The organism is Pseudomonas sp. NA-150, assembly GCF_044336365.1.
Lineage (GTDB): Bacteria > Pseudomonadota > Gammaproteobacteria > Pseudomonadales > Pseudomonadaceae > Aquipseudomonas.
In genome coordinates this window covers 1,717,029-1,731,017 of sequence record NZ_CP172305.1, presented here as the reverse complement: position 1 = coordinate 1,731,017, position 13,989 = coordinate 1,717,029, and the positions used below count along the sequence as shown (strand labels likewise).

General features: G+C 60.9%; 14 protein-coding genes. 10 read left to right on the top strand and 4 right to left on the bottom strand.

Features of this window, described 5'->3' with window-relative positions; translation table 11 throughout:
• Positions 1-3: 3 nt before the first annotated feature.
• From efeO (ACF0H7_RS08245) to efeO (ACF0H7_RS08235), 3 genes are read left to right on the top strand one after another with little or no spacing between them, the layout of a single operon-like run.
• Positions 4-1,209, top strand: a complete 1,206-nt coding sequence (gene efeO / locus ACF0H7_RS08245; RefSeq protein ID WP_397452270.1) for an iron uptake system protein EfeO — start codon at positions 4-6, stop codon at positions 1,207-1,209.
• Positions 1,210-1,230: 21 nt separating this feature from the next.
• The gene (efeB, locus tag ACF0H7_RS08240) at positions 1,231-2,532 is read left to right on the top strand and encodes an iron uptake transporter deferrochelatase/peroxidase subunit (protein WP_397452269.1); all 1,302 of its coding nucleotides are present in this window, start codon (positions 1,231-1,233) and stop codon (positions 2,530-2,532) included.
• Between the two features lie 30 nt (positions 2,533-2,562).
• Positions 2,563-3,381, top strand: coding sequence for an iron uptake system protein EfeO (gene efeO / locus ACF0H7_RS08235; protein WP_397452268.1), 819 nt, complete (start codon positions 2,563-2,565; stop codon positions 3,379-3,381).
• Between the two features lie 154 nt (positions 3,382-3,535).
• Here the strand turns inward: efeO (ACF0H7_RS08235) and ACF0H7_RS08230 are convergent, their stop codons facing one another.
• The 3 genes from ACF0H7_RS08230 to ACF0H7_RS08220 all read right to left on the bottom strand — a co-directional run bounded on the left by ACF0H7_RS08230 (position 3,536) and on the right by ACF0H7_RS08220 (position 5,635).
• Positions 3,536-4,306 (bottom strand): molybdopterin-dependent oxidoreductase, encoded by a 771-nt coding sequence (locus ACF0H7_RS08230; RefSeq protein WP_397452267.1) that lies wholly within the window; start codon positions 4,304-4,306, stop codon positions 3,536-3,538.
• Positions 4,299-4,907 carry a cytochrome b/b6 domain-containing protein gene (locus tag ACF0H7_RS08225; RefSeq protein WP_397452266.1) on the bottom strand — a complete coding sequence of 203 codons (609 nt, stop codon included), beginning with the start codon at positions 4,905-4,907 and terminating at the stop codon, positions 4,299-4,301. Before ACF0H7_RS08225 ends, ACF0H7_RS08230 begins: the two co-directional genes overlap by 8 nt.
• Before the next feature lie 125 nt (positions 4,908-5,032).
• Positions 5,033-5,635 carry a hypothetical protein gene (locus ACF0H7_RS08220; RefSeq protein WP_397452265.1) on the bottom strand — a complete coding sequence of 201 codons (603 nt, stop codon included), beginning with the start codon at positions 5,633-5,635 and terminating at the stop codon, positions 5,033-5,035.
• A gap of 229 nt (positions 5,636-5,864) precedes the next feature.
• Between ACF0H7_RS08220 and ACF0H7_RS08215 the strand changes: the two genes are divergently transcribed.
• Both ACF0H7_RS08215 and ACF0H7_RS08210 read left to right on the top strand, forming a co-directional pair.
• Complete coding sequence (locus tag ACF0H7_RS08215) at positions 5,865-6,557, top strand: heavy metal response regulator transcription factor (RefSeq protein ID WP_397452264.1); 693 nt, start codon at positions 5,865-5,867, stop codon at positions 6,555-6,557.
• On the top strand, positions 6,533-7,921 hold the full coding sequence (locus ACF0H7_RS08210) for a heavy metal sensor histidine kinase (protein ID WP_397452263.1): 1,389 nt from the start codon (positions 6,533-6,535) through the stop codon (positions 7,919-7,921). Before ACF0H7_RS08215 ends, ACF0H7_RS08210 begins: the two co-directional genes overlap by 25 nt.
• A gap of 124 nt (positions 7,922-8,045) precedes the next feature.
• Here the strand turns inward: ACF0H7_RS08210 and ACF0H7_RS08205 are convergent, their stop codons facing one another.
• Entirely contained in the window at positions 8,046-8,618 is a 573-nt protein-coding gene (locus ACF0H7_RS08205) for a YbhB/YbcL family Raf kinase inhibitor-like protein (RefSeq protein ID WP_397452262.1), read from the bottom strand.
• 185 nt (positions 8,619-8,803) lie between these two features.
• Here ACF0H7_RS08205 and ACF0H7_RS08200 point away from each other — a divergent pair, with 185 nt between their 5' ends.
• The 5 genes from ACF0H7_RS08200 to ACF0H7_RS08180 are packed head-to-tail and all read left to right on the top strand — an operon-like array spanning position 8,804 to position 13,890.
• Complete coding sequence (locus tag ACF0H7_RS08200) at positions 8,804-9,256, top strand: MarR family winged helix-turn-helix transcriptional regulator (RefSeq protein WP_397452261.1); 453 nt, start codon at positions 8,804-8,806, stop codon at positions 9,254-9,256.
• Entirely contained in the window at positions 9,253-11,337 is a 2,085-nt protein-coding gene (locus ACF0H7_RS08195; RefSeq protein WP_397452260.1) for an FUSC family protein, read from the top strand. The genes ACF0H7_RS08200 and ACF0H7_RS08195 overlap by 4 nt, the downstream gene beginning before the upstream one ends.
• On the top strand, positions 11,334-11,543 hold the full coding sequence (locus tag ACF0H7_RS08190) for a DUF1656 domain-containing protein (RefSeq protein ID WP_397452259.1): 210 nt from the start codon (positions 11,334-11,336) through the stop codon (positions 11,541-11,543). The genes ACF0H7_RS08195 and ACF0H7_RS08190 overlap by 4 nt, the downstream gene beginning before the upstream one ends.
• On the top strand, positions 11,540-12,445 hold the full coding sequence (locus tag ACF0H7_RS08185; RefSeq protein WP_397452258.1) for an efflux RND transporter periplasmic adaptor subunit: 906 nt from the start codon (positions 11,540-11,542) through the stop codon (positions 12,443-12,445). Before ACF0H7_RS08190 ends, ACF0H7_RS08185 begins: the two co-directional genes overlap by 4 nt.
• Positions 12,442-13,890, top strand: coding sequence for an efflux transporter outer membrane subunit (locus ACF0H7_RS08180; protein WP_397452257.1), 1,449 nt, complete (start codon positions 12,442-12,444; stop codon positions 13,888-13,890). Before ACF0H7_RS08185 ends, ACF0H7_RS08180 begins: the two co-directional genes overlap by 4 nt.
• Positions 13,891-13,989: the final 99 nt, after the last annotated feature.

Here is a 13,989-nt window from a genome sequence, read left to right as displayed (position 1 = left end):
CCCATGTCGAACTTCCCCTCTGGGCTTCCTGAAAAGGCCAAGCCGCCTCGCGCGCTGCAAATGGCAATGGTTGGCTCCGTGATCGTGATGATCGCGGCCGGTGGACTGTTTTATTACGCGTCGAAAGCTGCCAGCCACAAACGCCAGTTGAACAACAGCGCCGAAACCACCGTCACCATTCACGCCCACAACTGCGAGCCGAATGCGTTGACCGTACCGGCTGGGCGTACCGCGTTTCGTATCGTCAACCTGTCTGACCGTGCCGTTGAATGGGAAATCCTCGACGGCATCATGGTGCTGGAGGAGCGTGAAAACATTGCCCCAGGCCTGAGCGTGGTGATCAACGCCAACCTGCAACCCGGCGACTACAGCATCACCTGCGGCCTGCTGAGCAACCCGCATGGCACGTTGAAAGTCACCCCGACGGCTGAGTCCGAGGCCAATGCCAAAAAACCGCCGATGGTGGCGTTCATTGGCGCGCTGTCGGAATACCGCGTGTACATGAGCACCCAGAGTTCAGCGTTGCTCAAAGCTGTCGCGGCGCTGCAAACCGCAGTCGACGCGGGCGATCTGGCCCAGGCGCAAGCCGCCTACCTCCCCGCCCGTGCCGCCTATCAGCGCCTGGCCCCGGCCGCGCAGCGTTTTGCCGAAATCGATAACGCGATCAACGCCCGCGCCGATTACTACGAGAAACGCGAACAAGACCCTGGTTTCAGCGGTTTCCATCGCATCGAGTACGCGCTGTTTGACCAACGCAAACTCGATGGCCTGAGCCCAGTGGTGCAGCGTTTACAGGCCGACATCACGACCCTCAAGCAGCAACTGCTGGCGCAATCCATGGCCCCTGAGCAACTGATCGGCAACATCAGCCGCACCTTGCACGGCTTGGCCGACGTGCGCACCAACGGCGAAGAAGAACGCTACAGCCACCTTGATCTGAGCGGTTTCGCCAGCAACCTGGAAGGCTCGCGCAAGGTCATCGAGCTGCTGCGTCCGCTGCTGATCAAATCGAATGGCGAGCTGCTGCAACGCATCGACACCGCCACTGCGGCGCTGGACGGCGAGTTGAAGGGCTTGAGCAGCAATGGCGTGTTCCTCCCGTACAACCAGGTCAAGCCTGAACAGCGTCAACACATCGCAGACAAGGCCAAGGTACTGGCCGATGCACTCGACGGAATCGACCCAGCACTTGGCCTTTCCGGCCTGTAATAGAGCGCAGACACAAACATCATGAAAGATTCGAACAACCCGGATTCAATCCAGCGTCGCCGTGTCCTGTTGGGCCTCGGCGCGGCAGGCGCAGCACTCGCGGGCAGCAGCCTGAGCGGTAATGTATTGGCGGCGGCACCGGTGCAAGTCACCGAAGCACCGCACAGTGACGTGACCCAGGACCGCCATGCGTTCCTCGGCCGCTACCAGACCGGCATCGTCACGCCGCGCCCGGCAGCCGGCATGCTGGTGTCGTTCGACGTGTTGGCGGCAGACCGCGAAGACCTCGAACGCCTGTTCCGCACCTTGAACGAACGCATCACGTTCCTGATGACCGGCGGTGTCGTGCCGCAGGTCGATGAGAAGTTTCCGCCAACCGACTCCGGCATCCTCGGCCCGGTGGTGACCCCGGACAACCTGACCATCACCGTTTCGGTCGGCGCCTCATTGTTCGACGAGCGTTTTGGCCTGACCGCGTTCAAGCCCAAGCGCCTGAGCCTGATGGCCAATTTCCCCAACGATGCGCTGGACCCGGCGTCGTGCCATGGCGACCTGAGCATTCAGTTCTGCTCCAACACGCCAGACACCAACATCCACGCCCTGCGTGACATCGTCAAAACCTTCCCGGACCTGCTGTTGGTGCGCTGGAAGCAGGAAGGCACCGTCCCGGCACAAGCCCCGCTGAAGCCAGGACAAGAGCCCGAAAGCGCGCGCAACTTCCTCGGTTTCCGCGACGGCACCGGCAACCCCGATTCCACCAGCCAGAAAGCCATGGACTTGCTGGTCTGGGTACAAGCGGACAGCGACGAACCCGCCTGGACCGCCAACGGTTCTTACCAGGCGGTGCGGATCATCCGCAACTTCGTCGAGCGTTGGGACCGTACCCCGTTGCAAGAACAACAATCGATCTTTGGCCGCCACAAAGCCACCGGCGCACCGATGGACGGCCACAAGGAAAGCGACGTACCGAACTACGCCGCCGACCCGGAAGGCAAGGTCACGGCCAAGGACTCGCACATCCGCCTGGCTAACCCGCGTACCGCAGACACTGAGCGCAACCGCATCCTGCGTCGTCCGTTCAACTACTCCAACGGCGTGAACAAAAACGGCCAACTCGATATGGGCCTGCTGTTCATCTGTTACCAGTCCGACCTGGAAAAAGGTTTTATCACCGTACAGACCCGTCTGAACGGTGAGCCGCTGGAGGAGTACCTCAAGCCGGTTGGCGGCGGTTATTTCTTCACACTGCCCGGTGTCATCAGTGACCAGGATTTCATCGGTCGCTCATTGCTTGACGCTTCAAAACCAAAAAAAATTGCGTGATCCATTAAAAACCTTACCCGGAAACGTCCCATGAAAAAGTCGCCTCTCGCTTTGTTGCTTACCCTTGGCTTGTTCCAGACACCTCTGTTCGCGGCCACTCAGCCGCTGGACCTGGTCGGGCCGGTTTCGGACTACAAGATCTACGTGACTGAACAACTGGACAAACTGGGTACCGAAACCCAGGCGTTCGTTGACGCAATCAAGAAAGGCGACCTGGCTACCGCCAAAAAGCTGTACCCGACCACTCGCGTTCACTACGAGTCGATCGAGCCTATCGCTGAGTTGTTCGCTGACCTGGACGCTTCCATCGACTCCCGCGTCGACGACCACGCAGATGACGTCCACGCCAAGGATTTCACCGGTTTCCACCGCATCGAATACACCCTGTACAGCGAGAAGACCACCAAAGGTCTGGGCGAGCTGGCTGACAAGCTGAACGCTGACGTCAAAGAACTGCAAACCCGCGTTGCCGGCCTGACCTTCCCACCTGAGAAAGTGGTTGGCGGTGCTGCTGCCCTGATCGAAGAAGTGGCCAAGACCAAAATCACCGGTGAAGAAGACCGTTACAGCCACTCTGACCTGTATGACTTCCAGGGCAACGTCGACGGCGCGAAGAAGATCGTAGAGCTGTTCCACCCGCAACTGGCTCAGCAAGACAAAGCCTTTGCTGACAAGGTCAACAAGAACTTCGCCACCGTGGACAAGATCCTGGCCAAGTACAAAACCAAAGATGGCGGTTTTGAAACCTACGACAAAGTCAGCGAAAAAGACCGCAAGGCGCTGATCGGCCCGGTCAACACCCTGGCTGAAGACCTGTCCACCCTGCGTGGCAAGCTGGGTCTGAACTAAGGTTTACCGCTGTAAAAAAGCCCCCGTCTGGCGTGAGCAGACGGGGGCTTTTTTGTCTGTGATATTCCGTTGCCCTGTAGGAGCGGGCTTGCCCGCGATCAGCCTGACGCGGTGTATCAGATGTATGGCCATCGCGGGCAAGCCCGCTCCTACATCAACTCCCGCTAAACCAGTTATACCCCTGGTCTTCCCAATACCCGCCCGGGTAATCATTGGTCACGAACAACTCAACGATGTGCTTGGGATTCTTGAACCCCAGCTTGGTCGGCACCCGCACCCTCAACGGATAACCATAATCCGGCGGCAATGCCACTTCGCCGAAGTCCAGCGCCAGCAGGGTTTGTGGATGCAGGGCGGTGGGCATGTCGAGGCTTGAGTAGTACTTGTCGGCGCATTTGAAGCCGACGTATTTCGCCGTGGTGTCCGCCCCGATGTGTTCGAGGAAAGTCCGCAACGGCACCCCGCCCCACTGACCGATCGCACTCCAGCCCTCGACACAGATCAGCCGGGTGATGTCGGTGCGCTGCGGTAACTTGCGCAAGTTGTCCAGCGTCCACGGCTGTTTGTCCCGCACCCGCCCGGACACCGCCAGGCTGTAGCTCGAGATGTCCAGATCCGGCACGTTGTACTCGGCGTAGAACGCGTTAAACGGGAACGGGTTGGTCAGCTTCGATTTGTCGTAGGTCGGCGCCAGTTTCTGCCCGCTGAACAGCCACGCCTGGACGCGGTCGTTCCAGCGCGACATGGCCCACAAGGTCTTGTCCACAACATCCTCATCGCCTTCCAGATTGCAGCCAGTGAGCATCGACACCGCGCCCAGGGTCAGCCCGGCACGCAACAAGGAACGGCGTTGAATGTTGATCAACTGCGTCTGCTGCGCCGGCTCCAGTTTCAAGCGTGGCGGGCGTTTATTCAGATCACTCATGAGAACTCTCCCGACGACCGCCGGTAATCATCGGCAAGAAGGTGCGCGGCACCAGCAACACCAATAGCAGGTGAACGACGACAAACGCGCCGATCCCGGCCATCGCGGAAAAATGCACGATCCGCGCGAAATCGTAGCCACCAAATACGTTGGTCAGCTCCTGCAACTGGATGGGTTTCCAGATTGCCAAACCGGACAGCACCACCAACACACCCAGGGCCAACACCAACCAGTAGGACAAACGCTGCACGGCGTTGTAGCGGCCATGCTGATGGGCCAGGCGAAAACGCAGGGCATCGAGGAAGTCGCGTTTCACCGCGCTGGCCGAAACCGGCAGCAGGTCACGCTTGAAGTGGCGGCTGAACACGCCATACAGCACATAGAGCAGACCGTTGATCACCAACAGCCACATCACCGCCAGGTGCCAGGCGATGGAACCGCCGAGCCATCCGCCAAGGGTAATCCCCCGGGGAAAGCTGAACGCAAAAATGGGTGAGGCGTTGTAGATCCCCCAACCGCTCATGAACATGCCCACCATGCCGAGCGCATTGAGCCAGTGCGTCAGGCGAACGGGCCAAGGGTGAATGGGACGAGTGCGCATGGTTGCCTCCAAAAGCGTGCCGGACATAAATCAACTGTAGGAGCGGGCTTGCCCGCGATAGCGGAGTGTCACGCATAACGCGTCAAGCCAATCGCGGGCAAGCCCGCTCCTACAAGATGGGCCGTTTACATCGGTGGCGCAAAACCGTTTTTGCCGACTGCAATGCCGCGAGCAGACTTGCCGTCTTCAGCCGGGAACAGCACGATCTTGGCGCCGGCGGTCAACTGGTCACGGCTGCCTGGCTCAACGTAAGCAATTGGCACGTCATCCGGGACGACCAGCTGCTTCTCGCCGCCTTTGTACATCACGGTCAGGGTGTGGCCTTTGGCATTGGACAGTTTGCCCACGGTGCCGTTGGTCATGGTGCCGGTGCTGCCGTCAGCGTTTTCCCAACCGTAGTGACCTTCGCCGCTGCCTTTGAGGCTCGGCTCGAACACCGTGACTTCCAGCGCTTTCAGAGTGCCGTCCGGTTGAACGGTAGCAGCGGAACCGACGAAGCTCTCAGCCTTGATCGAATCAACGCTGGTTTTCGAGATCGAGCGGATCGCGGTTTTGTCAGTCAGGGCAATGCTCTGGTGCTGACCGGCGCGGGTGGTGAAGTTCAACGTGTCAGCCTGGACGCTGTCGATCGTGCCACGCAGAGGCTTGACCACGACATCGGCAGCCTGAGTCATGACGGCAGCGCTGAGCAGCAGCAAGCCGAACGTGGTGGACAGTACATTCTTCATGTCGATACCTGGTGAGGGGATGAATTAGTCATTCATCATCCCCCTCGAACCGGTCCTGTACCATGACTGGCGAATGACATTTTTGTCATTTACCGCCCTGCGCTCGCGCATGACAAAAATGTAACCGACTCGCGCCCGGCACTTGGTTAAACTCCATCCCCAGCGCGGCCTGCGCCCCTTTGCAGGCACGCCGAATACGCCCAACGCCCTCGTTGGAGGGAAGCCCCACGTGCAGATCCTGCTGATCGAAGACGACACCAAAACCGGCGAGTACCTGAAAAAGGGTCTCGGCGAGTCCGGCTATAAAGTCGACTGGACCCAACACGGCGCCGATGGCCTGCACATGGCCCTCGAACAACGTTATGACCTGATCGTGCTCGACGTGATGCTGCCGGGCATCGATGGCTGGCAGATCATCGAAGTGCTGCGTGCCAAGCAGGACGTACCGGTGTTGTTCCTGACTGCCCGCGATCAGTTGCAAGACCGTATTCGTGGCCTGGAGCTGGGTGCCGACGATTATCTGGTCAAACCTTTTTCCTTCACCGAACTGTTGCTGCGCATCCGCACGGTGCTGCGTCGTGGCGTGGTGCGTGAGCCAGACCATTTTCATGTCGCCGACCTGGAACTTGATCTGCTGCGACGGCGCGTGACCCGCCAGCAACAGGTGATCGTGCTGACCAACAAGGAGTTTGCGTTGCTGCATTTGCTGCTGCGCCGCGAGGGCGATGTGTTATCCCGCGCGCAGATCGCCTCGGAGGTGTGGGACATGAATTTCGACAGCGACACCAACGTGGTCGATGTAGCGATCAAACGCCTGCGCAGTAAGGTCGACCTGCCCTACCCGGTGAAACTCATCCATACCGTGCGCGGTATCGGTTACGTGTGCGAGGTTCGACCATGCGGTCCCGACGCCAATCCCTGACCCTGCGCACCACGCTGGCCTTCGCCCTGGTGGCGATGTTTACCGTGGCCGGCGCTGGCGTGTACCTCTACGAATCGATGAAGCAAACCGTGATGTTGCGCAGCGACCACGCGGTGCTGGCGCGCCTCGATCATTTTCGCAAACTGCTGCGCTATGACCTGACGCTGGAAAAACTGGAAAGCAGCCCGCAGTTGTTCGAAAACATGCTCGACAGCGAAGAGGACATTTTCATCATTGGCGAACCGGGCAAGCCGCCGGTGATCTTGGTCAACCCACTGCATTCACCACTGCCGGACCTGCCCGTGGCCAGCCAGGATCGCGCCCTGAATGACGGCGACTTGCGCAGCGGCCTCAGCCTGGAAGGCGTGCCTTTGCGCGCCGCCGCCGCGCAAGCGATGTCCGGCGGCACCGAGGTGCATTTGCAGGCGGCGCATTTGATGGTCAAGGAAATGGCCATGTTGACCAGCTTCCGCCAACGCATCTATGGAGCCGTGGCGCTGGCGTTTCTGATCACCGCCCTGCTCGGCTACGTGTTATTGCGCCGTGGCTTGCAACCGTTGCGGCGCATGGCCGCGCATGCTGCCGATATCACCCCGGCCCGGCTCGACAGCCGACTGGACAGCCGCGACGTGCCGGTGGAGTTGCAGCAATTGAGCGAAGCGTTCAACGCCATGCTCGATCGCCTGGCGGACGGCTACCAACGCCTGACGCAGTTCTCCGCCGACCTCGCCCACGAAATTCGTACTCCGGTGGGCTCGCTGATGGGCCATTGCCAGGTCGCCCTGCGCCAGACCCGCAGCGTCGATGAATACCAGGCGTTGCTGGCCTCGAATCTGGAAGAGCTGGAACGCATCTCGCGGCTGGTGGAGAGCATCCTGTTCCTCGCCCGCGCCGATGAAGCCCAGGCGGTGCTTGAGCGCCAGCCACTGGACCTGGAACAGGAGTCGCAACGGGTGGCCGGCTACTTCGAAGGCCTGGCCGAGGAGCGCGAATTGCAGATCCTCACCCGCGGCAGTGGCACCCTCCACGCCGACCCGATCTTGCTGCGCCGAGCCCTGAGCAACCTGGTGGCCAACGCCATTCGTTACGCCGACGCTGGCAGTGAGATCTTGCTGCACGTAAGCCAATACGAACGCGAATGGCTGATTCAAGTGGAAAACCAGGGCCCCGCACTGACCGCCACCGCCTTGACCCGATTGTTCGACCGCTTCTATCGCGGCGATGCCTCCCGTCACCAGAGCTCGGACTCCAATGGTTTGGGGCTGGCCATCGTGGCAGCGATCATGCATTTGCACGGTGGCCGGGTTGAAGTGACGCAGCCGGCGGAGGGGCGGATTCGGTTTACGTTGGGGTTTCCGGTGTGATGTGTGTTGCCTGACCGCGATCTTCTGTAGGAGCTGCCGAAGGCTGCGATCAATCTAAATCGCGAAGGCCGTGCCGGCCTTATCGCAGCCTTCGGCAGCTCCTACAAAGGGCCAGGCTTCGAGCCTACCGCTGATACTGCCGCACCACGCTGCTCACCCCGAGAATATGCCCTTTGATTTTGCCCAGCAGTGCCTCACGGGTCAGTCCCGGTTCCAGCGCATCCGGGGCAAGGTCCAGCGCGTACAGCTGAATTATGTAGTGATGCGCACTGTCCCCCGGTGGCGGGCAAGGCCCTGAATAGCCGGTGGTGTCATGGGAGTTCTTGCCACTCACGCCAGCCAGCTTCGACTCCCCGCCCACCCCGCTGGCGACCTCCTCGACCGTCGCCGGCAGCCCGTAATGCACCCAATGATCAACACCCAGACCCTTTTGCCCGTCCGGATCGTGCAGGACCAGGGCAAAGCTCTGCGTACCTTTGGGCACATGGCTCCAGTACAGCGCTGGCGATACGTTACTGCCGCCACAACCATTGGTGCTGGCAGCGTTGACAGGGGCGAAAAACGCGTTGTCCTCAGCATCCGGCATGCTCAGCGTGAAGCGCTCGGGTGCGGCCTGGGCCATCATCTGTACGCCGAGCAGCAAAACCCAGCCCAGCAGCCAGACGGGAAAAGGCAGGTGTCGCGAAGATCGTCCCATGCAGGTCACCTTTAAATTGAAAGAGTCCGTTTCAGTGCAACCGTCTACGTGGTATTCGACACACGTGCGCAGACCGAAATTCAATGGCGTACAGCGTAAATACCCGGTTGACGTCACCAGCGAGCTGTTACAGAATATTAATTAGCAAGCTAATAATACATCTGCTAATAAAATCAGGCCTTGCCATGACCCTTGAAACCCTGCAGATGAGCATCAGCCGCGGCATCGTCGCGGCGTCCCGTCACTGGCGACGTATCTGTCAGACCAGGCTGGTCAATTACGGCATCTCGGAAGCCTGTGCCATGCCGCTGTTGATGATCCTGCGTTTGGGCGACGGCGTTCGCCAAGTCACTGTAGCTCAGGCGTCAGGACTGGAAAGTCCATCGCTGGTGCGGCTGCTCGATCAGTTGTGCCGCGCCGATATCGTCTGCCGTACCGAAGACCCGACGGATCGCCGAGCCAAGGCCCTGAGCCTGACCGCAACCGGCCGCGCGCTGGCGTTGTCCATTGAAGAAGAACTGCAACGCCTGCGTCATGGCGTACTGAAAAACATTGAAACCGCCGACCTGGAAGCCACCTTGCGCGTATTGATCGCTTTCGAAGAGGCCGGCCAGCAAGGCGCGGAGTGGTTGTTGTGAACGGGTTTTTCACCGGGCTCCCTCCGGCACGGGACTGGTTCTTCGGGGTGCGCACTTTTGCTGCCTCGATGATCGCGCTGTACATCGCCTTGATCATGGAAATGCCGCGCCCTTACTGGGCGATGGCCACGGTGTTTATCGTCTCCAGCCCCTTTGTCGGTCCCACCAGCTCTAAAGCACTGTATCGGGCGCTGGGCACCTTCTTCGGGGCTGCCGCGGCAGTTTTTTTCGTGCCCTTGTTCGTGCAGACGCCGTTCCTACTGGCGTTGGTTATCGCGCTGTGTACCGGCACCCTGCTGTTCCTTTCCCTGCACCTGCGCACCGCCAACAGTTACGCGTTCATGCTGGCCGGCTACACCCTGCCGTTGATTGCCTTTCCGGTGGTCGATAGCCCTTTGAACGTGTTCGACATCGCCAGCGCACGCACCGAAGAAATCCTGCTCGGTATCGTCTGCGCCGCAGTGGTCGGCGGCATGTTCTGGCCGCGCCGCCTGGCGCCGGTGGTGATGGGCGTGGCGGAAAAATGGTTTGCCGATGCCGGCGTCTACAGCGCCCTGTTTCTGAGCCGTGATCGCGAGTCGAGCGAGATCGGCAAGTTGCGCCTGGCGATGGTCGGCAGCTTCAACTCGCTGGAACTGATGATCGGCCAACTGCCCCACGAAGGCACCCGTCCGCAAAGCGTGCGCAACGCCAAGGAACTGCGTGGCCGTATGATTCACCTGCTGCCGGTGATCGACGCCCTGGACGATGCGCTTTGGGGGCTGGAACGGCGCACGCCCGAACTGCGCGCATGCATTCAACCGGCGCTGGACCAAGCGTTTGCCTGGCTGGAAAGCACCCGTCTGCACGCCCCGGAGGCGCATTGGAGTGCCCTGCGCGCCCACCTGGAACAGATCCAGCCGAGCCCGGCGCAACTCGATGACAAGCACCATTTGCTGCTGTCCAACGCCTTGTTCCGCCTAAGTGAATGGGTCGACCTGTGGCAAGACTGTCGCAGCCTGCAACACGCCCTGAGCAAAGGCGATCAAGCGCCATGGCGTGCGGTGTATCGGCATTGGCGACTGGGCGAACTGCGGCCATTCTTCGACCACGGGGTGATGATGTGGTCGGTGATGTCCGGGGTTACGGCGATTATCGCGGCCTCGGTGCTGTGGATTCTGCTGGGCTGGAACGACGGCGGCGGCGCAGTGATTCTGGCGGCCGTGGCCTGCAGCTTCTTCGCCGCCATGGACGACCCTGCGCCGCAGATCTATCGGTTCTTTTTCTGGACCTGCTTTTCGGTGGTGCTGGCGAGTCTGTACCTGTTCGTGGTGTTGCCGAACCTGAACGATTTCCCGATGCTGGTACTGGCGTTTTCCGTGCCTTTTATCTGTATCGGTACGTTGTCGATCAACCCGCGCTTTGCCCTGGGAATGGTATTGACCCTGGTCAATACCTCGACCTTCATCAGCATCCAGACCGCTTACGACACCGACTTCCAGGCCTTCGTCAACGGCAACCTGGCGGGCCCCATCGGCCTGTTGTTCGCCTTTGTCTGGACCTTGGTGATGCGTCCGTTCGGCGTCGATTTTGCCTCCAAACGCCTGACCCGATTCTGCTGGCACGACATCGTCAAACTCAGCGACTCGGCATCGCTGATGGAGCACCGGCGCCTGGGCCTGTTGATGCTCGATCGCTTCATGCAAAACCTGCCGCGCCTGGCCCTCACCGCCCAGGACACCAGCATCGCCCTGCGCGAATTGCGCGTGGCCCTCATGCTGCTGGACCTGCTGGCCTACATGCGCCGGGTGCATCACATTCCGCAAGGCTTGTTACGTCAGGTGATCGACGAGGTGGGTACACACTATCAGGCTTGCCTCGACGCCCGCGAACGGTTGATACCCCCCAAGGGGCTGTTGATGACCATGGACCGCGCCCGCCGCTCACTGAGTTTCGACTGGATGGGCGACAACCCGACCCGCCTGCACTTGCTGAATGCCCTCAGCGGTCTGCGCCTGGCGTTGTTGCCCGGTGTCGAGATGCTGGTCGCGGGTGAATTCGAGGAACAGCCCCCTTATGGAATCGATGGAGCGCCTTCATGATCGGTGATGTGGATATCAGTGGGATTTTCTTGCCTACGCTTCTGGTGCTGATGGGCATCACCTATGTGCTTTATCTGGGCGTGCATGCACTGCTGACGCGCGTCCAGTTTTACAGCCTGGTCTGGCACCGGGCATTGTTCAACGTAGGTCTATACGCTCTGCTGCTGGGCGCGGTGGATACTCTCAGTCGATACCTGATGAAATGAAAAAACCTTTCCTGACTTTGGGCCGCGTGGTCCTGACCCTGCTGATCGTAACCTTCGCCGCCATCGTCGTCTGGCGCATGGTGATGTACTACATGTTTGCGCCCTGGACCCGCGACGGGCACATCCGCGCCGACGTGGTGCAGATCGCCCCGGACGTTTCCGGGCTGATCCAGCAGGTCGAAGTGCAGGACAACCAAGTCATCACCAAGGGCCAGGTGCTGTTCACCATCGACCAGGACCGTTTCCACCTGGCGTTGCGCCAGGCCCAGGCTACCGTGGCCGAGCGCCAGGAGGCCTATGCCCAGGCCCAACGTGAAAACAAACGTAACCGTGGCCTGGGCAACCTGGTCTCGCGGGAACAACTGGAAGAAAGCCAATCCCGCGAAGCCCGAGCGCTATCGTCGTTAAACGAGGCTCAAGTCGCGGTGGATGCCGCCAAATTGAACCTGGATCGTTCGGTAATCCGCAGCCCGGTGGACGGCTACCTCAACGACCGGGCGCCACGTGCGCAAGAGTTTGTCAGTGCCGGACGCCCGGTGTTATCAGTGGTCGACGGCGCCTCGTTCCACGTCGACGGTTATTTCGAGGAAACCAAACTCTCGGGCATTCACCTTGGCCAGTCGGTGGACATCCGCGTGATCGGCGACAACTCCCGTCTGCGCGGGCATGTGGTGAGCATCGTCGCCGGCATCGAAGACCGTGACCGCAGCAGCGGCAGCAACTTGCTGCCCAACGTCAACCCGGCGTTCAGCTGGGTGCGCCTGGCGCAACGGATTCCGGTGCGGATTGCCTTTGACGAGGTGCCGGAAGACTTCCGCATGATCGCCGGACGCACCGCCACCGTGTCGATCATCGATGATGCCAAGACCGCGACAGGCAAAGACAAGGAAGTCGCGAAATGAACAAGGGCCTGCGTCTGACTGCCGTTAGCCTGGGCTTGCTGCTGTCCGCCTGCCAAGTGGTCGGCCCGGATTACCACCTGCCCAAAGACGCGGCGGTGAATCGCCCGGACCTGCAAGGCGAACTGGCCGGTGAAGGGGTCAACGTGATCTCCGCGCCGGTGCCGGCTGATTGGTGGCGCCTGTACGACGACCCGAAGCTGGATGAACTGGTGCGCCAGGCGTTGGCGTCCAACACTGACTTGCGGGTAGCGGCGGCCAACCTGTCGCGGGCGCGCTTCCAGGTCTCGGAAGCGCAAGCGGCCGGCGGTCTCAGCGGTGGCGCGAAAGCGGGTGTGCAGCGCTTGCAAGAGTCCGGTGAAGCCTTCCTGCTGACCGAAAAAGTGCCGGTGATCAACGCCGGTGATGTCGGCATCAGCACCTCGTACCAGTTCGACCTGTTCGGCACCTTGCAACGCGGGGTCGAAGCCTCGCAGGCCAATGCCGACGCCGTCCAGGCCGCCGCCGACACCGCGCGCATCACGGTGGTGGCCGATGTGGTGCGAGCCTACACCCAGATCTGCGCCGCCAACGAAGAGCGCAACATCGCCCTCGAATCGCTGAAGCTGCAACAACAAAGCCTGAGCCTGACCCAACGGCTGCGCGATGCCGGGCGTGGCGATGAAACCCAAGTCACCCGTTCGCAAACCCAGTTCAAATCGCTGCGCGCCGAGTTGCCGCGCTACACCGCCGCGCAACAGGCCGGGCTGTTTCGCTTGTCGATGCTGCTGGCCAAACCGCTGGATCAACTGCCGACGGGCATCGCCAACTGCGCCGAGTTGCCACACATCGCGCAAGTAATGCCGGTGGGCGATGGCGCCGCGCTGCTCAAGCGTCGACCGGACATTCGCCAGGCTGAACGGCGACTGGCGTCTGCAACGGCGCAAATCGGTGTGGCCACCGGCGCGCTGTACCCGGACATCAGCATCGGCGCCAGCATCAGCACCGTGGGTATTCTCGACGACCTGGGCAAACCGGCGACCAATCGCTGGGGCTTCGGTCCACTGATCAGCTGGAGCGTCCCCACCAACGGTTCGCGCGCCCGAATCCATGAAGCCGAAGCCGGCACCCAGGCGGCGCTGGCGCACTTCGACGGCATTGTGCTCAACGCCATCCGCGAAACCCAGACCGGCCTGGCGCAATACACCGCCCTGCTTGATCGCCGCGACGCCCTGGCCGACGCCGAACTGTCGGCGAAACAGGCCGCCGACCAGACCCACCGTTTCTTCCAGGCTGGCCGAGAGTCCTTCCTCTCCGACCTGCAAGCAACCCGCACCTACACCGACGTCCGCGCACAGTTGGCGGCGGCTAATACTCAGGTGGCGATGGGGCAGATCGATTTGTTTCTGGCGTTGGGTGGGGGTTGGGAAAAGGGGCAGATGGAGGCTAGGGAGACGCCGAAGCGTTGAGGGAATCAGGCACTAATCCTGTAGGAGTTGCCGAAGGTTGCGAAGATGGCAGAACTATCACCGCTTTTTAATGCCAATCGCAGCCTTCGGCAGCTCCTA

Coding starts and splice junctions, on each gene's coding strand:
- efeO (WP_397452270.1), top strand. CDS start 4: ATGTCGAACTTCCCCTCTGGGCTTCCTGAAAAGGCCAAGCCGCCTCGC.
- efeB (WP_397452269.1), top strand. CDS start 1,231: ATGAAAGATTCGAACAACCCGGATTCAATCCAGCGTCGCCGTGTCCTG.
- efeO (WP_397452268.1), top strand. CDS start 2,563: ATGAAAAAGTCGCCTCTCGCTTTGTTGCTTACCCTTGGCTTGTTCCAG.
- ACF0H7_RS08230 (WP_397452267.1), bottom strand. CDS start 4,306: ATGAGTGATCTGAATAAACGCCCGCCACGCTTGAAACTGGAGCCGGCG.
- ACF0H7_RS08225 (WP_397452266.1), bottom strand. CDS start 4,907: ATGCGCACTCGTCCCATTCACCCTTGGCCCGTTCGCCTGACGCACTGG.
- ACF0H7_RS08220 (WP_397452265.1), bottom strand. CDS start 5,635: ATGAAGAATGTACTGTCCACCACGTTCGGCTTGCTGCTGCTCAGCGCT.
- ACF0H7_RS08210 (WP_397452263.1), top strand. CDS start 6,533: ATGCGGTCCCGACGCCAATCCCTGACCCTGCGCACCACGCTGGCCTTC.
- ACF0H7_RS08205 (WP_397452262.1), bottom strand. CDS start 8,618: ATGGGACGATCTTCGCGACACCTGCCTTTTCCCGTCTGGCTGCTGGGC.
- ACF0H7_RS08200 (WP_397452261.1), top strand. CDS start 8,804: ATGACCCTTGAAACCCTGCAGATGAGCATCAGCCGCGGCATCGTCGCG.
- ACF0H7_RS08190 (WP_397452259.1), top strand. CDS start 11,334: ATGATCGGTGATGTGGATATCAGTGGGATTTTCTTGCCTACGCTTCTG.
- ACF0H7_RS08185 (WP_397452258.1), top strand. CDS start 11,540: ATGAAAAAACCTTTCCTGACTTTGGGCCGCGTGGTCCTGACCCTGCTG.
- ACF0H7_RS08180 (WP_397452257.1), top strand. CDS start 12,442: ATGAACAAGGGCCTGCGTCTGACTGCCGTTAGCCTGGGCTTGCTGCTG.